Source organism: Mycobacteriales bacterium (assembly GCA_035550055.1).
Taxonomy (GTDB): domain Bacteria; phylum Actinomycetota; class Actinomycetes; order JAFAQI01; family JAFAQI01; genus DASZTV01.
Window position 1 is genome coordinate 1 of record DASZRO010000033.1, and the last position, 22743, is coordinate 22743.

At 69.8% G+C, this 22743-nt stretch carries 19 protein-coding genes; 6 read left to right on the forward strand and 13 right to left on the reverse strand.

Features of this window, described 5'->3' with window-relative positions; all coding sequences use genetic code 11:
* A partial coding sequence (locus VG899_05720) for a lamin tail domain-containing protein (protein ID HWA65850.1) occupies positions 1–3486 on the reverse strand: 3486 nt, incomplete at its 3' end.
* 191 nt (positions 3487–3677) lie between these two features.
* On the opposite strand from VG899_05720, the gene VG899_05725 reads away from it, so the two are divergent.
* A complete protein-coding gene (locus VG899_05725) occupies positions 3678–3965 on the forward strand; it encodes a GNAT family N-acetyltransferase (GenBank protein ID HWA65851.1) in 288 nt (95 codons plus the stop codon).
* On the opposite strand, the gene VG899_05730 is transcribed toward VG899_05725, so the two are convergent.
* The 10 genes from VG899_05730 to mshB form a co-directional block, all read right to left on the reverse strand.
* A complete protein-coding gene (locus VG899_05730; GenBank protein HWA65852.1) occupies positions 3922–4620 on the reverse strand; it encodes a TetR/AcrR family transcriptional regulator in 699 nt (232 codons plus the stop codon). The genes VG899_05725 and VG899_05730 overlap by 44 nt on opposite strands.
* Positions 4617–6869 (reverse strand): MMPL family transporter, encoded by a 2253-nt coding sequence (locus VG899_05735; GenBank protein ID HWA65853.1) that lies wholly within the window; start codon positions 6867–6869, stop codon positions 4617–4619. Before VG899_05735 ends, VG899_05730 begins: the two co-directional genes overlap by 4 nt.
* A 234-nt stretch (positions 6870–7103) precedes the next feature.
* The gene (locus tag VG899_05740) at positions 7104–8069 is read right to left on the reverse strand and encodes a response regulator (GenBank protein HWA65854.1); all 966 of its coding nucleotides are present in this window, start codon (positions 8067–8069) and stop codon (positions 7104–7106) included.
* 13 nt (positions 8070–8082) lie between these two features.
* Entirely contained in the window at positions 8083–10251 is a 2169-nt protein-coding gene (locus tag VG899_05745; protein HWA65855.1) for a hybrid sensor histidine kinase/response regulator, read from the reverse strand.
* Positions 10252–10298: 47 nt separating this feature from the next.
* Positions 10299–11996, reverse strand: coding sequence for a methyl-accepting chemotaxis protein (locus tag VG899_05750; GenBank protein ID HWA65856.1), 1698 nt, complete (start codon positions 11994–11996; stop codon positions 10299–10301).
* Between the two features lie 25 nt (positions 11997–12021).
* Positions 12022–13584, reverse strand: coding sequence for a methyl-accepting chemotaxis protein (locus VG899_05755; protein ID HWA65857.1), 1563 nt, complete (start codon positions 13582–13584; stop codon positions 12022–12024).
* 30 nt (positions 13585–13614) lie between these two features.
* The gene (locus VG899_05760) at positions 13615–14121 is read right to left on the reverse strand and encodes a chemotaxis protein CheW (protein HWA65858.1); all 507 of its coding nucleotides are present in this window, start codon (positions 14119–14121) and stop codon (positions 13615–13617) included.
* A complete protein-coding gene (locus VG899_05765; GenBank protein HWA65859.1) occupies positions 14118–14564 on the reverse strand; it encodes a hypothetical protein in 447 nt (148 codons plus the stop codon). Before VG899_05765 ends, VG899_05760 begins: the two co-directional genes overlap by 4 nt.
* 28 nt (positions 14565–14592) lie before the next feature.
* Complete coding sequence (locus VG899_05770; protein ID HWA65860.1) at positions 14593–16497, reverse strand: AAA family ATPase; 1905 nt, start codon at positions 16495–16497, stop codon at positions 14593–14595.
* A gap of 108 nt (positions 16498–16605) precedes the next feature.
* Positions 16606–17493 carry an N-acetyl-1-D-myo-inositol-2-amino-2-deoxy-alpha-D-glucopyranoside deacetylase gene (gene mshB / locus VG899_05775; GenBank protein HWA65861.1) on the reverse strand — a complete coding sequence of 296 codons (888 nt, stop codon included), beginning with the start codon at positions 17491–17493 and terminating at the stop codon, positions 16606–16608.
* 51 nt (positions 17494–17544) lie between these two features.
* Here mshB and VG899_05780 point away from each other — a divergent pair, with 51 nt between their 5' ends.
* From VG899_05780 to VG899_05800, 5 genes are all read left to right on the forward strand, one after another.
* The gene (locus VG899_05780; protein ID HWA65862.1) at positions 17545–17835 is read left to right on the forward strand and encodes a 4a-hydroxytetrahydrobiopterin dehydratase; all 291 of its coding nucleotides are present in this window, start codon (positions 17545–17547) and stop codon (positions 17833–17835) included.
* 64 nt (positions 17836–17899) lie between these two features.
* Positions 17900–18415, forward strand: coding sequence for a pyridoxamine 5'-phosphate oxidase family protein (locus VG899_05785; GenBank protein HWA65863.1), 516 nt, complete (start codon positions 17900–17902; stop codon positions 18413–18415).
* Positions 18416–18448: 33 nt separating this feature from the next.
* Positions 18449–19648 (forward strand): lipase family protein, encoded by a 1200-nt coding sequence (locus VG899_05790; GenBank protein ID HWA65864.1) that lies wholly within the window; start codon positions 18449–18451, stop codon positions 19646–19648.
* Between the two features lie 28 nt (positions 19649–19676).
* Positions 19677–20531 (forward strand): SDR family oxidoreductase, encoded by an 855-nt coding sequence (locus VG899_05795; protein HWA65865.1) that lies wholly within the window; start codon positions 19677–19679, stop codon positions 20529–20531.
* Positions 20528–21061, forward strand: a complete 534-nt coding sequence (locus VG899_05800) for a carboxymuconolactone decarboxylase family protein (protein ID HWA65866.1) — start codon at positions 20528–20530, stop codon at positions 21059–21061. Before VG899_05795 ends, VG899_05800 begins: the two co-directional genes overlap by 4 nt.
* A gap of 12 nt (positions 21062–21073) precedes the next feature.
* On the opposite strand, the gene VG899_05805 is transcribed toward VG899_05800, so the two are convergent.
* Complete coding sequence (locus tag VG899_05805) at positions 21074–21853, reverse strand: SDR family oxidoreductase (protein ID HWA65867.1); 780 nt, start codon at positions 21851–21853, stop codon at positions 21074–21076.
* A complete protein-coding gene (locus VG899_05810; protein ID HWA65868.1) occupies positions 21853–22638 on the reverse strand; it encodes a hypothetical protein in 786 nt (261 codons plus the stop codon). The genes VG899_05805 and VG899_05810 overlap by 1 nt, the downstream gene beginning before the upstream one ends.
* Positions 22639–22743: the final 105 nt, after the last annotated feature.

A 22743-nucleotide genomic window follows, 5' to 3' on the forward strand; every position in this document is an offset into this window, starting at 1 on the left:
CGCCGCCGCATGCGCCGGCGAGGTCACCGTGATCTGCGTCCCCGCCGGGTTCACCGAGAAGTCCGTCACCGCCGTCGAAGAACCGAACAACACCTTCGAGGCACCCGTGAACCCGGACCCGGTGATCGTCACCACGGTGCCACCCGCCGTCGACCCACTCGACGGCGACACCGACGCCACCACTGGCGGCGCGACGGACACCGGGAGCGTGCCGCTGTAGAGGGCGTGCCCCCAGCCCGGCGACGGATCGTTACCGGTGTGTGTGGCGTTCCACGCGTTTCCCTCGCCGTAGATGCCGTCGTCCGACCACACGACCTCGCGCTTGCCGTCGGTCGCCGTCGACGCAGGCGCGATGGCGAAGCCTTCGAGGTTGTCATTGGGCAGCCCGGCCGGCCGGTTGTAGCTCGCCACGCGCACGAAGTTGCCGCTGGAGTCGATGCGCATCAGGCTGTCGACGACCCCGCAGTCGTTGTCGCAGTCGAGCCAGAGCCCCTGGTCGTCGGCGTTGAACTGCACGTCCGCGATCGCGCTCGTGCCGTCGATCCCGGTGTCGATGTCGGCGACCCGCTGGTAGGTCCCGTCCGAGTTCAACGCATAGGCATAGACGTGGCCGTTCTTCTCCAGCGCGAGGAAGAACAGCCCCGAACCGTGCAGCGGGTAGTCAGCCGGGTCGTAGAGCTTATCCAGGTGCTGGTCGCGGAAAGCATGGGCAACCAGGAACGAGTCGGGGACGTAGGTGACACCCTCGAAGCCGAGGTTGGCGTCGTCGCCGCTGGCCGCGATGACCGAAGGAACGAACTCGTCGGTCAGGTCCCACTGCTGCACGGGCGCAAGCGTGTCCCCCGCTGCCGACGGGTCGTACTCCAGCACCTCGTCCTTGGAGACGTTGCTGTTCGTGTTGTCGCGCTCCGAGGTGACGTACAGGTCGCCGTTGCCGCCGACCGTGATGCCCTCGGAGTCCGGCTGACTCGCGTTCGGGTCGGTCCCGGTGAACGTGATCGCCTTGCCGTTGGCCCAGTCGTTGTCCGTCGCGGGGACGAACGTGCCCGTGTCCGCGTCCTTGACCAGCTTCCAGATGTGGTTCTTGTTCTGGGCTCCCCACAAGACGCTGCCGTCGGCGCTGAACACGAGCGAGCTCATGTCGTTGCCGGTCGGGTCCTGGGCGGTGACGAACTCGCACTGGTCGTCAGCCGTGGTCACACCGTCGCTGGTCGGCCACGCTACGGCGTCAGGGACCGCGACACTGTTGCTGCCCGACGGCGCAGAGGGTGAGCAGGTGCCGGAAAGGCCGGTCGGCGGCTGCTGGTTGAAGTACTGCACCGCGTTCACCGGGTCCGAGCTGTCATCGCAGGACGAGGCGTTCGATGAGCCGAACGACGCAACCTTCACGCTGTACCACGCGGTGGTTGCGTCATTGGAGTTCGTGTTGACCGATCCGCCACCGTCGGGGCAACGGGCGAGCGCGTGATAGGTCTCGGTGCTGGACGGGCCGAGGTTGGCCGGGTCGAGGCTCTCGTCGTAGCCCGCCTGCCCCGCGGTGTAGGTCACCAAGTCCACCAGCGTCCCGTCCGGCAGGTAGATCTGTACGGCGTCGCCGCCACTGCCGAGGCCCTGACCGGACTGGAAGACGCCGTACCCGTGACCGGGGATGCTCGTGATCGCGGTCCCGGAAGCGTTGAACACCCGGCCCGAGAAGACGGTGGCGGACGCCGCTCCGTGACTGTCGGCCTGCTTCCAGCCAGTGATGTCGACCGGCTCGGTCCCCTTGTTGTAGAGCTCGACGAGGTCGCTCGCGGAGTTCGGTGCCGTGTTCAACGCCGTCAGCAACGCAGAAGGCAGCTTCGAGGTCAGCTCGGTGTTGTCGCTGTTGTCCGACGTCACCTCGTTGATGACGATGTTCGCCCAGTTCGGGTCGATGCCCGACCCGACGGTGATCGTGAACGACGCGTTCGCCGTCGCGGTCGCGCTGTCCGTGACGGTCACCACCACTGAGATGACGCCGGCTGCGGTCGGCGTGCCGGTGACGGCGCCGGTCGACGCATCGATGCTCAAGCCCGTCCCGGCAAGTGTCGGCGCACTCCACGTGTACGGCGCTGTGCCACCCGAGGCGCTGAGCCCGGTGAAGGAGAACGCCGCACCGACCGTGGCGGTCTGGTCGCTAGCACCTTGCACGGTGAGGCTCGCCGGCGCTCGCACTCCAGTCGGCGTCGAGGTGCCGGAGGTGGACGCCCCTGGTGAGCCGACCGCGCCGTTCGCGCTCGTCCACGAGCCTTCGGCGTCACCGACTGTCGCCGGCTCCGTCCAGCCTGTGGCAGTGGAGGTCGACGCGAGCTGCCCGTAGTCGACGTAGGCGGCCGACCCCTTACCGGCGAAGTACTTGTTTGCGTAGCCCAGCGAGTCGACCAGGACGCCTGTGGCGTTGAAGACGCCGATCGTGTCCGGACCGCTGTCGATCGTCGTCGGCAGGTCGTTGATCACCTCGACCGAGGACTTCAGGCCCCATTCGGTCCGGAAGTCCGCGGGCGTCAGGTCGGTGACCACCACCGATTGGCCCGGCTGAACCATCCCGAACCCGGACAGGCTCACCGACCCAGCGCTCGGAGTGGTCGTCGACTTGTTGACGCCGTAGGTCCATCCGGTGAAATCCTGCGCGGCGTACCCGACGTTGGTGAGCTCGACGTACTCGCCGTCGCCGCTGTCACCGGAGTACGCGCGTGTGCCGGACGCCAGACCGCCGTAGGCGAGCTCGGTGATCTGGATGTCGGCGCCGGCCGCCGCACCGGTCTCACCGGCTTCCCGGACCTGTGCTGCCGTTCGGATGCCGAGCGCGGAGGTGCCGGGCGATCCGACCGCGCCGTTGGCGCTGGTCCACGCACCGTCGGCGTCACCCACCGTGGACGGGTCCTGCCATCCGGTCGGGATGGTCGTCGACGCCGTCTGACCCGACAGCACCTCGGCCGAGACTCCCTTGCCGGAGAAGGCGCCCTTGGCGTAGCCGACCGAGTCCACCAGCGTGCCGCCGTTGTCGAACACCGCAACCGTGTCCGGACCGCTGTCGATCGTCGTCGGAAGGTCGTTGATCACCTTGACCGACACCTTCAGCCCCCACTCCGTCCGGAAGTCGGCCGGGGTGAGGTCGGTGATGATCACGGACTCGCCCGGCTGCACCGTCCCGAACCCGGACAGGCTCACGGACCCAGACGTGGGGGTCGTCGTCGACTTGTTGACGCCGTAGGTCCATCCGGTGAAGTCCTGCGCCGCGGTGCCGACGTTCGTCAGCTCGACGTACTCGCCGTCGCCGCTGTCACCGGGATAGGCGTGCGACCCCGAAGCCAGGCCCCCGTAGGCGATCTCGGTGATCTCGATGTCAGCGCCGCTTGCCGACGCGCGAGCGCTGACGACCGGGAGCAGCGGGCTGACACCCGCCACCATCGCGGTCACGAGCACGGCGTGACCGGCAAGACGAGAGATTGACTTGCAGCGCACTGGGACCACCCATCTGTTCCGAACCCCGGGAACGCCCGTCCAGCAAGGAAGGCAGGCGCAAGACTCACCGCCGCAGGTGTACGGGCAGCGAACGGAGTCGGCCGGTCACGGAAACGGCGACGAACAACTTCCGCGACGGGACTTCGTCATCGGCCGCGGCCTGCCGCGCGCCTCGGGGGGATGATGGATGAATGGACGCCCGCGTCGAGGTCAAGCAGATTCCCGAACGGCATCGGTTCGAGATCTTCATGGATGACGAGCGAGTGGGCCTGCTCATCTACCGCGACCAGGGGGTGGTCCGGTCCTTCGACCACACCGAGATCGACCCGGCCCACGAAAGGCGAGGGCTGGCAGCCACGCTGGTCCGCACTGCCCTCGACGCCGCGCGCGCGGAGGGGTTGCGCGTCGTACCCGCGTGTTCCTACGTCGCGGCGTTCATCGAGCGGAATCCGGAGTACGCCGACCTCGTCGCCGCTTGATCCACTCCGTCATCCGCCCCGGCGTGACCGGCTCGCCCACCATTCCCGCGGCCGCGTGACCCAGCGCTGCGGCGCACAGCACCCGCTCCGCGGCCGCGCCGGGATCACCCCACGGCAGGAAGGGCTTCGCGATCATCAGCGAGGCAATCCCGTGAGCTGCCGCCCATAGGTCCAGCGTGACCGGCAGCGAGTCGCCGGCTGGGAAGATGCCCGACGCCATGCACTCCTCGACGATGGCCTGAAAGTGCACGAACGCAGCTGACGCCAGCACCTCGTCGACGTACGGCGTGGGGCAGGGATCCATCGCCGCGATGCGGTAGTGCTCGGGGTGGCTGACCGCGAACCGCACGTAGGCGACGCCGGACGCGCGCAGCCGGTCCATGGGTCCGTCGGCGGTCGCCACCGCCTCGACGACAGCGGCGTCGAGCTCGGCGAACACGTCGACCACGACCGCCGAGACGAGCTCGGTCTTGTCGGAGAAGTGCAGATAGATCGACGGCGGCGTCACTCCCACCGCGTCCGCCACGGCTCGGATCGAGACGTCGTCTACCGAGGCCGCCTTGGCGAGCAGCTCCTTCGCGGCCGCGACGATCTCGGCGCGGAGCTGCTCGCCGCTGCCGCGCTGAGACCGCCGTCGTTTCGTCGGTGCCGTCATCCGACCGCCACAGGCTCGGCCTCGACGGCGGACGCTGTCGCCGGCTCGTCGGACAGACCGAACCGTTCGTGGAGTCGCGCGAGCGGCCGCGGCGCCCACCAGTTCCACTTGCCGGCCAGTCGCATGAACGCCGGAACCAGGGTGGACCGCACGATGGTGGCGTCCATCAGGACCGCGAGGGTCAGCCCGGTGCCGAACAGCATCATGAACGACACGTGGGAGCGTGAGATCGCGGCGAACACGATCGCCATCAGGACCGCGGCCGCTGTCACGATCCGCCCGGTCCGCCCCAGCCCGACCGCCACCGCATGTTCGTTGTCGGCGGACGTCCGAGCCGATCCCATCCACTCCTCGCGGATTCGCGAGAGCAGGAAGACCTCGTAGTCCATCGAGAGTCCGAAGGCGACGCAGAACATCAACGGCGGCATCGTCGAGGTGAGGTAGCCGGTCGCGGTGAGGTTCGGATACAGCCAGTGCAGGTGACCTTCCTGGAAGATCCAGACCATCGCACCGAACGTCGCCGTCAGCGACAGCGTGTTCAGGACCAGCGCCTTGACGGGCATCACGATGCTTCCAGTGAACAGGAACAGCAGCAGGAATGTTGCGAGGGCGATCAGCGCGATCACGTAGGGCAGCGGAGCGCTGATCGCGTGCAGGCTGTCTCGGTCCTCCGCGGTCTGGCCGCCGAACCAGACCGGGAACGGCGCGGGGACGGCCTCGGCGGCGGTCAGCGCCTGCTTGGCGGCCGCGGACTGGGGGTCGGCTGCCGTCGCGAGAACCAGGTACGACGAGCCGTCGGCGGACATCGCGGCCTTCCCGGGGCCGACGCGCTGGCCGTCGGCGTACTCCCCGGCGACCGATTCGACGCCGAGGACGCCGGGGACCTGCGAGAGCTGGTCGGCGTACCCGCCGATCTGAGACTGGCCCGAACCGACGTTCGGGATCACGACGTTGATGGTCGACGCCGAGTCCGCGGAGAAGTTCGCGTCGACGTCCTTGCCTACCTGGTACGCCGAGGCGCTCGACGGCAGAACCCGCTGGTCCGGGAAGCCGAACTTGACGTGCAGGAAGGGCAGGCCGACGAAGACGAGCAACGCGACGACGACGACACCGACCGGGATGGCACGCGCCATGACCCGCTGCGCGAACCGATACCAGAAGGTCTCTTCGATGGTCTTCGGAGTCGGCTCCGGACGATGGGTGACCCGGCGCAACCACGCCCGCACGTCGAGCGACTCGAGCCGACCGGCCAGCAGAGTGAGCACCGCGGGCAGGATCGCCAACGCCGCGACGGCGGCGAAGGCCACGACCGCGATGCCGGCGTACGCGAACGAGCGAAGGAAGTACAGCGGGAAGGCGAGCATCGCGGCGAGCGAGAGCCCGACCGTCAGCGCGGAGAACAGCACGGTCCGGCCGGCGGTCTGCATCGTGCGCCGTACCGCGTCGTCGGGAGCGGACCCGGCTCGTACCTCCTCGCGGTAGCGGCTGACGATGAACAGGCTGTAGTCGATCGCCAGCGCCAGCCCCATCGCGGTGGTCATGTTCAGCGCGTAGATCGACACGCTCGTGAACAGCGCCAGCAGTCGCAGGATCGCCATCGTCCCGACGATCGAGGCCAGACCGATCGCCACCGGAAGCAACGAGGCGATGAGGCTGCCGAAGACCCAGAACAACGCGAGCACCGTCAGCGGGACCGCGATCATCTCCGACTTCGTGAGGTCGGACTTCACGTCATGGTTGACCTCGTTGTAGACGATGTCGATGCCGCCGGCGGTCACGGTGACGCCGTCGTGCGTGCCGGTCAGGTGGCTCACGGCGGCCGCCGCCCGGTCGGGAGCGGTCGTGTCGTTGCCGATCACTCGCGCCACGACGAGGGCAGACTTGCCGTCCTTGCTCACCAGGCCGCGTGCCGCGGTCGCAGTTGCGGTCCAGTACGACGTGACGTTGTCGACGTACCGGTCGCGTTGCAGCGCCTGGACGGTCTGCACGCCGACGGCCCTGGTCGCCGGGGCGGCCACGCCGCCGGGACCGGTCAACTCGAGGATCAGGTTGGGATAGCCGGTGTGGAATCGGCTCGACAGCAGGTCTGAGGCCTTGGTCGAAGCCGAGCTCGGGTTGTCGAACCCGCCCGAGCCGAGGCGCGAGGCGACCGGCGCCCCGAAGACGACGGCGACGATCAGGATGACGCCGGCGATGCCGAGCACCCGCTTCGGTGCCGCGATCCCGCGATTCGCTAGAGCAGTGAGCATGCCGCGCCTCCCCAAGAGATAACGCCGCTAAGTTATCGACGATAAGTTACGGCGCGCAACCGGCCCAGCGAAAGTGTGACCAACGCCACCCCCTCCCCGAAGTAGCACACAAAGCGCCGCCCGGCGTACCGGTTTGCGGCGGTATGCCCGGTTCCGGGGCGCAGTTGTGTGCTACTTCGTACAGCGGCGGGGGGTCGGGAGGACGTACGGCGTACGGCGTACGGCGCGGCGCGGTCAGGTGCCGGCGCGGACCTGGGCCAGCCTCGCGTTGTCGATGACGATGGCGGCCGGGCCGTCCACCAGGCGAAGGGTGGACAGCGCGGTCTCGCCGAACGCGTTCTTCTGCGCGCTCGACAGCGCGATCAGCCCGACGACGTGGCCGCCGTGGCCCTTGAGCGGCATCGACAGGAAGGTCGCCATGCCGCGGTCGTCTTCTTCGCCGAGCAGCTCCTCGGGGTCGGCGAGGCGCAGCTCGAGCTCGCTGACCGACAGCGGTGCGCCGGACACCGCGTTGAGCGCGTCCACCGCACCGGCGAGCATGTCGGAGTACTGCGCCTGGGAGGTCTCCTGGGCGACCGCGACGTAGGCGGTCCGCTCCTCGAGCAGCAGCACCGAGGCGAGGTCGTAGTCGACGAACCGGCGCAGCACTTCGAGGACACCGGCGACGGTCTGCTCGAAGCCGGTGAGCGTGGCGGCCAGCGCGGTGACCTCCGCCGCGACCGAGGTCTCGAACAGCTTGCGGTCGAGCAGGTCGCACACCCGTGACATCACGTCGTCGTCGTCGAGCTCGACCGGGTCCGGTCGCAGGTTGCGCCGGCCGGCGGCGGCGTCGTTCGCCGCGTTGATGACCTCGCGAACGGCAACCACGAGCTGCGGTGCCTCGAAGTCCTTCGTGAAATACCGGTCGGCGCCGGTCTGCGCTCCCCAGTAGCGGTCACTCGCCGCGTCGAGCGAGGTCAGCAGGATCACCGGGATGTCCGCCGTCTGCCAGTCGTCCTTGAGCAGGCGCGCTGCGACGTACCCGGACACCCGCGGCATCTGCACGTCGAGTACGACGGCGTCGGGCATGTTCGCGAAGACCTGCTGCACTGCGGCGACGCCGTCTTCGGCGACCACGACGTCGAAGCCTTCCTTGCTCAGCACGGAGGTCAGGATTCGGCGCAGCGTGGGACTGTCGTCGGCGATCACCACGGTGGGCATGGCTCGGCTTCTCCTAACGCCCGACGAGACGGCGTACCGTCTCGACGAGCTGCGCCTGGTCGAACTGTGTCTTGAGCAGATACGCGCTGGCTCCCGCGTCGAGCCCGGCGCGCTGGTCTTCCTCGCTCACCCGGCTCGTCATGATCACCACCGGCACGTGCTCCCAGCCGCGCGTACGGCGAATGGTCCGCGTCAGCTGGTAACCGTCCATGCCCGGCATCTCGACATCGGTCAGGACGAGGTCGGTCGGGGTGTCACGCAGCCGAGCCGCGCCCTCACTGCCGTCGACCGCCGTGATGACCTCGTAGCCGGCGCTGTCGAGGATGGCCCGCTCGAGCTCGCGCACCCCGACGGAGTCCTCGACGATCAGCACCCGCGGGCGTGCTTGCGCGTCAGCGGCGGCGTCCGTCGTCGGCATCATCGCGGTGTACGCCGGGGCGGCCAGCGAGTCGCTGTCATCGCTGAGCTCACGCAGGTCGACCAGGCAGACGACACTGCCGTCGCCGTCGATGGTCGCCCCGCTGATGACCGGCAACCGGCCCAGGAACGCGCCGAGGTCCTTGACGACGAACTCGCGCTCGCCTTCCAGTCCGTCGACGGCCCACGCGACCTGTCGCTCGGCGTGACGAACCACGACCGCGGCGATCGCGTCACGATCCCCGGCGACCCCAAGGGCAGCACCGAGATCCAGCAACGGCAACGTCTCGCCGTGCCTGACGACGACCGGCTTTCCGGCGAGCTCGTGGACGATGGCGTTCTTCAGCGACAGCGACTCGACGACACCCGGCACCGGCAGCGCGAACCGCTCGTTGCCCACCCGCGCCATGAGACAGCGCAACACGCCGAGCGTCACCGGCAGGGTGAGCGAGAAGGTGGTGCCGGCGCCCGGATTGGTGTGGAGCTCGACGAGTCCGCCGAGCGCCTCCACGGCACTGCGTACGACGTCGAGCCCGACGCCACGACCGGAGGTCTCGGTGACCTCCTTCGCCGTCGAGAACGACGGCTGGAACAGCACGCTCATCAGCGCGGGACCGGTCAGCAACGAGTCGGGCAGCAGCACGCCGCGCTCGATGGCCGCCGCTCGCAACACGTCCTCGTCTATGCCCAGGCCGTCGTCGCTGACCTCGATGACCACGGTGCCGCCCGAGGCCCGCGCCGCAACAGTGACCGTCGCCTGCGCGGGCTTGCCCGCGGCGACGCGTTCGGCGGGTGGCTCGCAGCCGTGGTCGACCGCATTGACGACCAGGTGCTTCAGCGCGTCGGAGACCCCGTCGAGCACCTGCTTGTCCAGCTCGACGTCCTGGCCTTCCAGAACCAGCCGCACGTCCTTGCCGGTTGCGGCGGCCAGATCCCGGACGACGCGCGGAAGGCCGGCTACCACGCGGCGTACCGGCACCATCGCCAGGCCCATCGCCCCGTCGCGCACCTCCGCGAGGCGGCTGTGCGAGTCCTCGGCGAGCTCCCGCAGGTCGCGGGAGGCGGCGAGCAGCTGGTCGTCGACCGCGGTCAGCCGGGTCAGCGCAAGCGACGCCTCCTCGCCGACCGGCACCGGGTGCAGGGCTTCGCGCAGCGTGCGCAGCCACCTGGAGTTGTCCGTCGCGATCGCGTCGATGCCCGCACTCGCCCGCTCGAGCCGCCTCGCGTCGAGCTCGGCCTCGCCGATGACGTCGATCAGCTCGTAGACCTTGGCGGTGGTGACGCGCACCGAGTCGACACCGCGCCGGCGACTCTCCTCGACGCCTTCGTCGTCCTCCACCACGCCGGCGGTCCAACGCGGGACCTGCACCGGCTCCTCGCCGGCGAGCGCACGCTGCATCGCGGTGGCCAGCGCGGTCAGGTGGTCCTCGGGGACCGGCTCCTCGACGCCGGGCAGCGCTCCGGCGATGCCGTCGCAGGACGCCAGCAGGAGGTCGACCAGGTCCCGGCGTACCGAGAGCCGGCCGTCTCGAAGCGCGCCGAGCAGGTCCTCGGCGTTGTGGGCCACCGCCAGGACCTCCTGCAGCCCCATCATGCGGGCCGATCCCTTCACGGTGTGGGCGTCACGGAACAGGCTGGCGACCACCTGGCGGGGCGACGGATGCGCCTCCAACGCCAGCAGCCCAGCCTGGAGCGACGCGACGCGCTCCTCGACCTCGCCGCGGAACGTCGCGAGCAGCTCCGGGTCGTCAGCCCACCCGGCCATCCCGCCCCCTTTTACGCGACTTCATATCCTTATCTCTTCGGCGCGTGCTACTCCAGCCTGAACCTTCCGACCGTCTTGCGCAGAGATTCCATCAGGTCGCGCAACCGGGCGGCCGACGCGGCGTGGCTGCGGGTCGCGACGGTCGCTCCCTCGCTCGTGCCGGCCACCTCGCGCATCGCCTGCACCACCGCGTCGCTGGCGACCCGCTGCTGCTTGGTGACGTCCGTGATGCGCTCGGCCGCCTCAGCGGTGTCCTCGACCCGGTCGCTGATCACCGCCAGCGCGTCTTCGACCTCGACGTGGCGCTCGAGCCCGATCTCGACGGCGTCGATGCCTTCTCGGCTCACCAGCGCCGTCGCATCGACCTCGACTTCCAGCTCGGAGACGATGCGGGCGATGTCGGCGGTCGCCGCCCGGGCCTTCGCCGCCAGCCCGGCGATCTCCAGCGCGACCGTCGCGAAGCCATCGCCGTAGCCGCCGACCCGAGCAGCCTCGATCGAGGCGTTGACCGCGAGCATCGTGGTACGACGCGCCAGCTCGTCGATGAGCCGGGTCGTGGCGGCGATGCGGGTGACGCGCTCGTCGAGGCGTCCGGTGCGTACGCCGAGCTCCGCCACGCGGCCCCGGATCACCGCCATTGCCCCGCTCGCCTGATGCACGGCCTCGCGCCCGCGATCGACGTCGCGCCGGGCGTTGCCGGCGTAGCGGGCGACCAGCAACGCCGTGCTGGCAATGGTCGTCGCGGTCGTCGCGAGCTGCTCGATCGTGCTGGTGGTCTCGGCCACCGCGGACGCCTGCTGCTCGACGGTGCCGACGTGCAGCTCGGCGGTGTGAGCCACGTCAGCCGAGCTCACCGCGATCTGGTCGGCCATCACCGACATCTGACCCACCAGCCGCCGCAGCGACAGCACGGTGTCGGCGAACACGACGGCGAGCGCCGCGGTGCCTTGGTCGGCCGGGTTCTCGAGCGTGGGGATCCGCGACAGGTCGCCGGTGGCAACCGTCTTGAGCAGCTCGGACAGACGCGCGACGTCGTCGGTCAGCCCGGTCCGTTGCCGTACCGCCGTCGCCACCGCCTCGTGGGCCATCGCAGCCAGCCCGCCCGCGGCCCAACCGAACAACGGGCACGCGGGCAGGATGACGATGAGCTGACCGACGCTGGCTTCGTCGAGGGTGTGGGAGAACCCGGCGGCGGCGTAGATGCCGGCCGCCGCGAGTGCCCCGATTCCCAGTCCCGTGGTCGCGCCCAGGACCGCGCCGGTGACCACCACCAGCGGAAGGAAGAGCACCCAGGCGGGCCCGGCTATCCCGTCGGCGTTCGTGACCACGCCGGTGAGCGCGACGAGCAGCGCGGCCATCAGCACGGTCCCGAACACCCGCCGTTTGGCGAGGCTCATCTGCTCCGAGAGGCTCGGGTCGGTCACCAGGCCGCCGAGTGCAACCGAGGACAGCGCTGCCGCCAGCCCCCAGACGACCAGCGGCACCGAGTGCACGACGAGGGAGTCGGAGTCGACCCGCGCCGCGACCGCGGCGCACGCGGCGAGCAGGAGAAGCCCGCCGAGGGTCAGCTGCTGGGCCACGGACAGCACGCGGCGGCGGAACTGGTCCGGCGCGTAGTCGCGGTAGCCCGGCGGGACGAACGGCTCGTCTTCGGCCGGTTCGGCCACGACCGGTTCGATGCCGACCAGGTCGGCGAGCCGGCGTTCGACGTCGACGGGCAGCGCCGTCCGGATCGGCGTCACCATCAGGGTTCCTAGCGCCGGTCGGGCACTAGACCCCGACCTTGAACGCAGCGATCGACGCGCGTAGCTCAGCGGCGAGGTTGTTCAGCTCGGCGGCGGAGGTCGCGGCTTGCTTCGACCCGACGGCGTACTGGCGGGATACGTCGGCCACCTGCGTCATCGCCGACACGACCTGGTCGGAGGCAGAGCGCTGCTGCTGCGTCGCGATCGAAATCTCCTTCGCGGCCGTCGTGGTCTCGTCGACCATGCCGGAGATGCGCTCGAGGGCGTCCACGACCTCTCGCGCCAGCTCGGATCCGGTACGGACCTCCTTCGAGCCCTCTTCGCTGGCGATGATCGTCGCGTTGGTCTCCGCCTGGATCTCCGCGACGATCGAGGCGATCTGGCCGGTCGACTCCTGTGCCCGCTCGGCGAGCTTGCGCACCTCCGCCGCGACGACCGCGAAGCCGCGCCCGTGCTCGCCGGCCCGCGCCGCCTCGATTGCGGCGTTGAGTGCGAGCAGGTTGGTCTGGTCCGCGAGGTCGTTGATGACCTCGAGGATCCGCCCGATCTCCTGGCTCTTGCCGCCGAGGGACAGCGCACGCGCCGCGATGGAGTCGACGCGGGTGGCGATCGCATCCATCGCGTCGACGCTCGACTGGACCGCCTCACGGCCGCCGTCGGCGTGCCGCAGCGTCTCCGCGGCGTACCTCGCCACCGCCTCCGAGGTCTCGGCGATCTGTGCTGCTGTCGCCGCGAGCTCCTCGATGGTCGAGGTGGTCTGGGAGACCGCGGACGACTGCTGGGACGCCGACGCGGCGTGGTCCTCGGCGGTGGCGAGCAGCTCGCCTGCGGCAGCGCCGATCTGGTCGCCGCCGCTGCGGATCTGGGTGACCAGGGTCCGTAGGTTGGTCAACGTGTAGGAGAACGCGCCGGACAGCAGCTCCAGTGCTTCGTGATCCGCGGTGGCGGCGGCGTTCAGCTCGACGGTGAGGTCACCCTCGGCCGCCTTCGACAGCACCCGGGACAAGTCCCCGACCCGCAGCTGGAGCTCGTCGCGTTCGGCACGAGCCATCGCCCGCATCGCCCAGATCGACTGGGACAGCGCGCCGTTGAACCACGTCAACGCCGGGAACACCGGCAGCACCAGCACCAGCCAGGCGACCGTGGAGGTGTCGACGCTGTGCGCGATGACTGATGCCAGCACCAGGCTGCCGGAGGTCGCGACGCCGAGCAGCACGCTCTGCCACTGCCGCAGCGTGGTCGCCGCGAACAGCAGGGCCGGCAGGTACAAGATCCAGAACGGTCCTCGCAGACCACCGGTGATCGACACGACGCCGCTGACCGAGACGATCGTCGAGATCAGCATCAGCGCGCGGTAGGCGGTGATCCGCCGGCGTACATGGGCGCTGTTGCGCACCATGCTCGGCAACGCCGTCATGAACAGCGCGTTGAGGACGCCCAGACCCTCCCAGTAGTAGACCGCGCGCAGGTGCACGTGAATGCCCGCCGCAGGGTGGTCGTTCAGCACGATCGCCCCGACGACGGCGAGAACGATCCCGCCCCACGTCGAGCCAGCCGCGACCTGACTGAGCCGCTTGCTGTAGTCCACCGACTTCTGTCTCCCTCTCCGAGCTCGTGTTCAGGCGGTACGACGGCCGCGCGGCAGGCTCTCGCGCAGCCGCAGCACTGCCGCCACGTCGAGCACCGCGATCGGACCGTCCTCGCGTGGCACCTGGCCGCTGAGCAGCCCGGCGCCGGCAGGCGCGCTGACCGGCGGGAAAGCCGCGACGTCGCTGCCCAGCATCGTCGTCCCCTCCACGCCGTCGACCAGCATGCCCACCACGATCGATCCTTCGACCAGGACCAGCAGCCGGGCACTCGTCTCGAGCGGCGCCGGATCGGCGCCGAGCAGGCCTCTGATGTCGAGAACCGGCAGGATCCGGCCCCGCCAGTTCGCGACGCCGGCCAGCCACGGCGGCAGGCCCGGCACCCGGGTGATCCCAGGGGCGCGACCGACCTCGGCGACGCTCGACAACTCGACGGCGAACCGGCCGCCGCCGAGGCGCGCCACGATCGCGTCGGTCGCGGCGGCGACGTCGTCGTGCGCCGGCTCGTCGCCGACGGTGACCAGCGGTGTGTCGCTCACCAAAGGGACTTCGGCGCGTTCACCCGCTCGGTGAAGCGGGAAATGACGACAATCGGCAAGATGGCGGCGAGGAGCCCGCCGACCATGAAGGCGACTCCTGCGTGTACGACGCCCGGGGCGTTGCCGAGCATGCCCGGAACGACGACGTCACCCCCCTTGGACACGAACGGCTCGGTGACGAGCAGCCCGACGGCGATGAACCAACCGAGGAACGGCGACAGGGCCCCGAGGCGCCTTTCGGTGCCGAGCCCGCCGAGAAAGCCCACGACGAGGTTGCCGACCACCCCGACGACCGCCGAGAGGTAGCCGAACGAGCCGATCCGCTCGGGAACGAGGAACGTCCCCACCACCCCGGCGAGCGCGCCGAGCCCGAACAGCACCAGACAGGTCAGGGCGTGCAGCGCGTGCGCCGCTGGCGAGCGCTCGTTTCGGCCGTGCGGCACGCGACGAGCGTAGGAGGCCGCCGGCGGGCTAGCCCACCCCGGCCAGCATCTCGCCGTTGTGGTGATGCTGGCGGGCGCGGTCGAGCACCTCGGTGATCTCCCGCCCGATGAGCTCCTCGCGGTCGAGCAGCGCGTCGCGCAGCGCCTCGATGAGGAAGCGGTTTTCCTCGAGCTGGGACTTGATCGCCGCCTTCTGCTCTTGCAGCAGCTCTTCGACACGCTCCCGGCCCTGGGCGTCGCCGAGCACTCGGCCGACGATGTTGGTGTCGCTGAACGCGCTGCCCTGGATGGCGGCGAACGAGACCAGCGTGCCGGTCATGCCGCTCGCGCCTACCATCTGGGCAGCGACGTTCGTCGCGTAGAGGAGGTCCCCGGCCGGACCGGTCGACACGTCACCGAAGAACAGCTCCTCGGCGCACTGCCCGGCGAGCGCGACCTGGATCAGCGCGATCATCTCGCTGCGGGAGCGCGTGAAGACCTCGTGCTGGTCGCTGTGCGCGAGCAGTCCGAGCGCGTCCCGCCGCTTGATGATGGTGAGGATCTCGAGACGTCGCGACGGTGCGACGAGGTACGCCGCGGTCGCGTGACCAGCTTCGTGAGTGGCGATGAGCTGCTTCTCGTGCTCGGTGTAGCCGACCGGCTGGCCGAGGCCCACTTCGAGGGTGAGCCGCGCCGACTCGATGTCGCGCCAGGCCATCTCGCGCGAGCCGCGGCGGATGGCGTTGACCAGCGCCTCGTCCAGCAGCTGCTCGATCCGGACCGGCGTGTATCCCTGCGTGACGCTGGCGAGCGCGTCGCGCCGCTCGTCGCTGTCGAGGTCCTCGTCGTGCGCCTTGCGCGCCAGGAAGTGGTCGAACAGCGCCCGCCGGCCGGCCTGGTCGGGCAGGTCGAAGTGCAGGATGCGGTCGAACCGGCCCGGTCGCAGCAGCGCCGGGTCGAGGGAGTCGGCGCGGTTCGTCGCCGCGATCAGCAGGATGTTGGCGCGTGGCGGCGTCGGCGGAGAGATCTGCCGGTTTGCCGGCAGCAACAGGTTGAGCAGGTTGGCGGTGGCGTTCCACACCCGGGCCATGCCGATCGGTTCGTCGAAGGACTGCATCTGGACCAGCAGCTCGTTGACCACCCCGCCGGCACCGTCGCTGATGTAGCGGTTGGTGACCGGACCCGGCGTGCCGGTCGTCAGGTACGTCGACGGCAGCGCCGTCACCGAGCCGCACAGCCCGATCTGGGACTCCACCGCGGAGCGCGGCGTCATCGCCATCCCGTTGCGGACGCCGCCGATCGCGTCGATCTCCTCGATGAAGCCGATCGCGCCGCCCGTGGCCAGCGCGGTCTTGCGGAGCGCCTTGAAGTACGACCGGATCTTGCCCGCCGTCGCGCCGTAGAACATCGACTGGAACGACGTGCCCGAGACGTAGAGGAACGGCACGCCCGCTTCGGCGGCCATTGCCTTGGCGATGTGGGTCTTGCCGGTGCCGGGCGCCCCTTCGAACAGCAGCCCCCGGCGGGCCCGCCCGCCCATCTCGTCGGAAAAGGTGCGCGAGGACAGGAAGAGGTTCATCGAGCGGACGACCTCCTCCTTGACCGGCTGGATGCCGACCACGTCGGCGAGCCGGACGTCGATCTGCTCCGGCTGGAAGGTGGAGTGCGGCGACCGGCGGGACACCAGGAACATCGCCGCGTAGCCGACGATGAGAACGACGAAGAACGCGACCGGAGCGACGACCAGCCAGTCGACGTGGCGCGGCCGGAAGAAGTCGATCGGCCGTCCGGCGCCGATCCGCCACCACAACAGGGCGGCGGGGACACCGACCCACACGGCCAGTCGCCACAGCCGGCGGCGACGCAGCGCCTCCCGGTCGCGGCCGACATCGGCTCGTCCGACCGGGACCACGCCCTCGGTCTGGAACAGCGGGGACGCCTCGCTGGGTGACATCAGACTCTCCTCGAAGGCCCCCGTGCGAGAAGATGTCTCCCGCGCCGGGTTGACCAAACCGGAGCAGCGCGCCTTCGACCGTTCGGCGTAGTCGCCGCCGCGATCGGCTCAGCCGATACCGGTGAACAGGTCGGTCTCGAGCTCGCCGGGGGCCGGCCGCGGACCCGCGACGAGCGTGTAGTGCTCGATGCCGAACGCCCCTTGGCCGATGTCGTTCGACAACGCGAAGAAGTGGCCGTCGACCGAGATCTGTGTCGGGTAGGCCCGCATCGCCGCGATCTTGGCGGGCAGGTGCTCGCGGGCGTCGATCACGGTGGTGACCTCGTCGTCGGGCACACCCATGTTCATCTCGTCCGGCGAGCTCACCCCGAACGGTGCCTGCTCGCCGAGCGCGACCAGCGCGTCGTACGCCTTGACGAGCAGCGAGCGCGGGAGCGCGGTCTGGTAGAGCTTCTTCGGCGCCCACGGCGGGCCCGCGTCCGGGAAGCGCTGCGCGTCACCGGCTGCCTCGAATGCACCGACGGCGACGCGGTGGGCCTGGATGTGGTCGGGGTGGCCGTAGCCGCCGTTCGCGTCGTAGGAGATGACGACGTGCGGGCGGACCTCCCTGATGACCTTCACCAGCTCGCCGACGGCTTCTTCGAGGTCGGCGCGCCAGAAGGAGTCCGGGTTGTCCATCGTCGGCGTACCGGCCATGCCGGAGTCGCGCCACCGGCCGGCCCCGCCGAGAAACCGGTAGTCGGTCACACCCAGGGCCGACATCGCGGCGGACAGCTCGCCGATCCGGTGCTCACCGAGGCCGCCGTCGCGGTCACTGGCCAGGTGGGCGAGCTCGGGCACGAGGATCTCGCCCTCCTCGCCGAGCGTGCACGTGACGAGGGTGACGCCGTCGCCGGCGGCGGCGTACTTCGCCATCGTCGCGCCGGTCCCGATGGTCTCGTCATCCGGGTGCGCGTGCACCAGCAGCATGCGGCGCGCGGGAGGGTTGATCGGCACGCTGGCAGGCTATGCCGCACAGAGAGGCCATCTTCGGCGAGGAGGACAGCCATGGCGGAGCTGCTGGACGACGAATCCCTCAACAAGGCACTCGACGGCTTGCCGAGCTGGCATGGTGACCGGTCCGCGATCCAGCGAACGGTCACCGTCAACCCCGTGGAGCAGCCGGCGCTTCTGGAGGAGATGGAGCGCATCGCGAGAGAGATGGATCACGACCCGGAGCTGGACATCGCCGGCGAGGACGTGACGATCGTCATGTCGACGCACTCCGCGGGCGGAGTCACCGCGCTCGACATCGAGTACGCGCACCGGGTGGACGACCTGGTCGCCCAGTCCGGCTGACCGCCACCGTCCGTCGCGCTTCAGCCGGACCGACCCGTCGTACCGGGCGGTTACCGTCCGTGAGATGTACGAGACGCCGGAAGAGATCGCCACGTTGCAGCGGGTGCTCGATGACAGCGCGGCGTCGGGTGGCGCCCACCTCAGCGACATCATCAGCGCCGAGCGGCGGCTCAGCGCCGACGAGCTGTGCCAGCGGCTGACCGGCATGCGCCTGCTGACCGTCGCCACCGTCACCGCGGACGGCCGGCCCCTTGCGGGCGCCGTCGACGGCTACCTGATCCACGGCAGCTGGTACTTCAGCTCCGGCCGCGACTCGCTGCGGATGCGCCACCTGCGTGCTCGGCCCGCCGTCACGGCGGTGCACCTGCCGGGTGAGTCGCTCCAGGTGAGCGTGCACGGCCGGGCGGAGCTGTTCGAGTTCTCGGATTCCCAATACGGTGCGATGTTGCGGCAAGCCATGCTCGACCACTACCTGCCGCTTCAGGGTCCGGCGTTCGAGGAGTGGCTGGACACCTCCGACGACGCCATTGGGGCCCGCATCGTGGCCAGCAGGATGTTCACCTTTCACCTCGACGACTAGCCGCGAGCTTCAGAAACATATATGTTTCTGAAGATGTCCCGCACGCGCCACCGCACGGCGATTGCGGCTGCCGTGCTGACGGTCACTCTGACGGCCACTTTGGTCACCCCGGCAGTGGCACGGGCCCAGGCCGGCCGCGGCGCCGCCGACCGGGCAGCAGGGCAGATCGTGAGCGCCTCGCGCGTCACCGACTACCTCCTGCCGGGCGTGCCGTTCGCGGCGGCGGCGTGGCGCATCACCTACCGGTCGACGTCCGCGACGGGGACCGCGATCGTCGACTCGGGCACCGTCCTGGTCCCGACGACTCCCTACGCCGGGCAGCGGCCGCTCGTCGGGTTCGCGCCCGGCAGCCAGGGTCTGGCCGACAAGTGCGCCGCGTCCGCCGCACTCCAGTCCGGAACCGAGTACGAGGCCGCCAACATCGCACAGCTGCTGTCCCACGGGTGGGCGGTCGCGGTGCCGGACTACCCGGGCCTCGGCACGCCCGGTGACCACACCTACGCCATTGGCAGAGCCCTCGGGCCGTCGCTGCTCGACGTCATGCGCGCGGCCCGCAACCTCGCGCCGGCCGGTATCCCGGCGCACGGCCCGGCCGGGATCATGGGCTACTCGGAGGGCGGGGGCGCGGCGGGCTGGGCGGTGCAGCTTCAGCCGTCGTACGCACCCGACCTTCCCCTCGTCGGCGGCGCGGTCGGTGGCGTGATCGCGAACCTGCAACGGATCGCCCACTCGCTCGACGGCGGACCGTTCTCCTTCCTGATCCCGTACACCGCGATCGGGATGCAGGCGGCGTACCCGTCGCTTCACTTGCGGCGGTATCTGACCGCTCAGGGACGCACCGACGTCCGCAAGCTCGAAGGGTCATGCCTCGAAGACGCGTCGCTGGACTATTTGCCGTTCACCAAGTCCCGGTCGATCACCACGCGCAACCTGTTCACGCTCCCCGCGATCGAGCGGATCATGCGGCTGAACCACCTCGGCGGCTCCGCGCCGGCGGCGCCGATCCTGTTGCAACAGAGCCCGGCCGACGAGGTGCTGCCGTACCCGCAGGCGGTCGAGCTCTACCACCGCTGGTGTGCGCGTGGCGCCCGTGTCGAGTTCCGCGCCATCGCGGCGCCGGACCACATCACCGGTGGCTTCGTGTCGGATCCGGCCGCGGTCACCTGGCTCGCCGACCGGTTCGCCGGGCGACCGCTGGGTGCCGAATGTGCCGGTGTCGGTCTGACGCCATGATGTCCCCACGCCGACCCGAGGAGCTCCGATGAACCCGCACCCCGCCTTCGACGGAAAGCACGTCGTGGTGACCGGGGCAGCGAGCGGCATCGGCCGAGCGGTCGCGCTGGCGGCCGCCGACCGGGGTGCGATCGTGCATCTCGCCGATCGCAACGCGACCCTGCTCGAGGACGCGGCCGCCGCCGTCACCGCGGCGGGTGGGCGCGTCGGAGCGGTACGCGCTTTCGACATCCGCAGCATCGACGAGGTGCGCGGCTTCGCGGAGGCGGTGCACGCGCAAGCCACCGCGGCGGACATCGTGATGAACGTCGCCGGCATCGCGATCTGGGGAACCGTCGACCGGATGCGTCACGACCAGTGGCAGGCCGTGATCGACGTCAACCTGATGGGCCCGATCCAGGTGATCGAGTCGTTTCTGCCCAAGATGATCGAAGCCGGCCGCGGCGGTCATCTGGTCAACGTGGCGTCGGCCGCGGGTCTGATCGGTCTGCCCTGGCACGGCGCGTACAGCGCAAGCAAGTTCGGCCTGCGAGGACTCTCGGAGGTGCTGCGCTACGACCTGCGCCGACACAAGATCGCGGTGAGCGTCGTGTGTCCTGGCGGCGTGGACACCCCCCTCACGTCGACGATCGAGGTCGCCGGGGTGGACACGTCGAGCAAGCGCTTCCAGAAGATGCAGGCGCGGTTCCGCAAGCGCGCGGTCACCCCTGAGCAGGCGGCGCAGGCGATCATCCGCGGCGTGATCGCGAAGCGCTTCCTGGTCTACACCAGTGGTGACATCCGGCTGCTCTACCTGGTGAAGCGCACCGCGCCGCACCTGTACAACGTCATCATGCGGGTCGCCAACGCGGGCATGTACCGCGCGATGAAGACCGACTCGTGACCGCGCCCCGGATCACTCCCGGCACCCGGGAGGAGATCGGCGTCGCCAACTGGACGATGATCGCCGCGGGAGCGAAGGCGGCTCGGGTCAACGGCCTGCCGAACCTCTTCACGACGATGGCGCGTCACCAGTCGCTGTTTCGCGGATGGCTGTTCTTCGCCGGCCGGATGATGCCGCGGGGCAAGCTCCCCCGCCGCGACACCGAGCTGGTCATCCTGCGCACCGCGTGGAACAACAACTGTGAGTACGAGCTGCATCACCATCAGCGGCTCGGTCGGCGAGCCGGCCTGTCGACCGCGGACATCGACCGGGCGACGAGCGAGGCGCTGGACGGCTGGCCACCCCGCGAACGGGCGCTGCTGTCCGCGGCGGACGAGCTGCACGCCACCCGCAACCTGCAGGACGCGACATGGGACGAGCTGCAGCGCCACCTGTCACAGCGAGATGCGATCGAGTTCCTGCTGCTCGTGGGCCACTACGGAATGCTCGCGACGTTCATCAACACGCTGCGGATCGCGAACGACGACTGAGGCTGAGCGCCGTCAGCGCGCCAGCTCGCCGGCGTTGACGAGCAAGGACTGCCCGGTGATGCTGCGGGCGCGGTCAGACAGGAAGAAGCCCACCGCCTCCGCCACGTCGCGGTCGGTCGCCATCTCGCCCAACGCGAACTTCGCGTCGAGGTCCGCGCGGATCTCGTCCTTCGACCGGCCTTGGACGCCCGACTGCCAGTCGACGTACATGCCGACGTTGGGACCCCACATCCAGCTCGGTACGACGGTGTTCACCCGGATCTTGTGGGCACCGAGCTCGGGCGCGAGGCCGTACATCATCGACACCGCCGCGCCCTTCGACGAACCGTAGGCGAGCTGCTGCACGTCACGTGCCGGGAAGACCCACTGCTGCGACCCGATGAACACCACCGAGCCCCCCTGTCGTTTGAGCAGCGGGAACGCGGCTCGGACCGTCGCCGCGGTCGCGAACACGTTGACCTCGAAGGTGTCCCGCCACTGCTTGTCGCTGGTCGCCTCGATCCCGCCCATGCCGGCGTCGTAGCTGGCGCAGATCACAAGGCCGTCCAGCTTGCCGAACCGATCGTCGACGGCGGCCATCAGCTGCGCGAGCTGCTCCGGGTCGGTGATGTCGGTGGCGCAGTGCCCGACGCGTTCGCCGGTCGGGTCGAGCTCCGCCGCCGCGGCCCGAAGGTTGTCCTCACGTCGCGCCGCGAGGAACACACTCGCCCCGTCGCGGTGAGCGACCCGTGCGATCTCCCTGCCCAGGCCTGGGCCGACCCCGATGACGAGGATCGACTTGCCCCCGAGCATCACGCCGACGGGATCTTCGCGGCAATCAGCTTGGCGAGGGCCTTGCGGGCGATCGTCTGCGCGCTGGACAGGTCGTAGGGCTGCTCGATGCTCGTGAACGACAGCTCGACCCCGGAGTTCTGGTTGCGGATGAACACGAAGTCGATGTAGACGGTCGCGGTCTGACCCTCGATCTGGAACGGCACCGTGAACGTGAACGCGTCGGTCTCGTCGCCGAGCGACGGGAACGCGAGGTGCGTCGTCTTGGGTGTGCCGATCTTGGCCGATCTCGTGCTCGGGTCCTTCGCCAGGCTCTGCTTGAGGAACGGGCCCATCACGGTGTCCAGGCAGCCGGGCAGCTTCGCCGAGCTCAGGACGCCGAACTCGGTGTCGGCCTTCGCGGTCGTCCCGACGTCGACCGTCTCGGACACGTCGGCGCCGGTGTTGCCCGGCGGCGCGAAGTCCGGCGAGTCCACCTCGACGCCGTCGGGGCCGGGTGCACCGAACGTGCTCGGCGAGACGTGCAGGCACGCGGCGAGCTGGGCGTCCTGCTTTGCGTTGTCCGAGTTGTCCGACGGGCTGCTGGTCCAGCCGGCCGGGAAGTCACTGGTCGTCAGCAACGCGCGCTCGGCGGCCGCGCGCGACGCCGGCTTGTCGAACGCCGCACTCGTGGCCGATGCCGGCGTACTCGACTGCGGAGCGGTCGACGAGCTCGCGGACCCCGACCCGCCCGAACTGCTCCCCCCACAGGCAGCGACGGCAAACGACGACGCGATGGCACACGCAATGAATCCGATCCGAGTCATCCGCGAACCCTATCGAGCGATGGTGCCGGCGTCCCGGGACGTCGCGATCGAACTTTTCCTGACGCCGCGGCGAACGACGCACGTCCCCGCATCACACGTCGGTCG

Coding starts and splice junctions, on each gene's coding strand:
- VG899_05795 (HWA65865.1), top strand. CDS start 19,677: ATGAACCCGCACCCCGCCTTCGACGGAAAGCACGTCGTGGTGACCGGG.
- VG899_05725 (HWA65851.1), top strand. CDS start 3,678: ATGGACGCCCGCGTCGAGGTCAAGCAGATTCCCGAACGGCATCGGTTC.
- VG899_05745 (HWA65855.1), bottom strand. CDS start 10,251: ATGGCCGGGTGGGCTGACGACCCGGAGCTGCTCGCGACGTTCCGCGGC.
- VG899_05785 (HWA65863.1), top strand. CDS start 17,900: ATGTACGAGACGCCGGAAGAGATCGCCACGTTGCAGCGGGTGCTCGAT.
- VG899_05780 (HWA65862.1), top strand. CDS start 17,545: ATGGCGGAGCTGCTGGACGACGAATCCCTCAACAAGGCACTCGACGGC.
- VG899_05730 (HWA65852.1), bottom strand. CDS start 4,620: ATGACGGCACCGACGAAACGACGGCGGTCTCAGCGCGGCAGCGGCGAG.
- VG899_05770 (HWA65860.1), bottom strand. CDS start 16,497: ATGTCACCCAGCGAGGCGTCCCCGCTGTTCCAGACCGAGGGCGTGGTC.
- VG899_05790 (HWA65864.1), top strand. CDS start 18,449: ATGTCCCGCACGCGCCACCGCACGGCGATTGCGGCTGCCGTGCTGACG.
- VG899_05805 (HWA65867.1), bottom strand. CDS start 21,853: ATGCTCGGGGGCAAGTCGATCCTCGTCATCGGGGTCGGCCCAGGCCTG.
- VG899_05740 (HWA65854.1), bottom strand. CDS start 8,069: ATGCCCACCGTGGTGATCGCCGACGACAGTCCCACGCTGCGCCGAATC.
- VG899_05810 (HWA65868.1), bottom strand. CDS start 22,638: ATGACTCGGATCGGATTCATTGCGTGTGCCATCGCGTCGTCGTTTGCC.
- VG899_05750 (HWA65856.1), bottom strand. CDS start 11,996: ATGGTGACGCCGATCCGGACGGCGCTGCCCGTCGACGTCGAACGCCGG.
- VG899_05735 (HWA65853.1), bottom strand. CDS start 6,869: ATGCTCACTGCTCTAGCGAATCGCGGGATCGCGGCACCGAAGCGGGTG.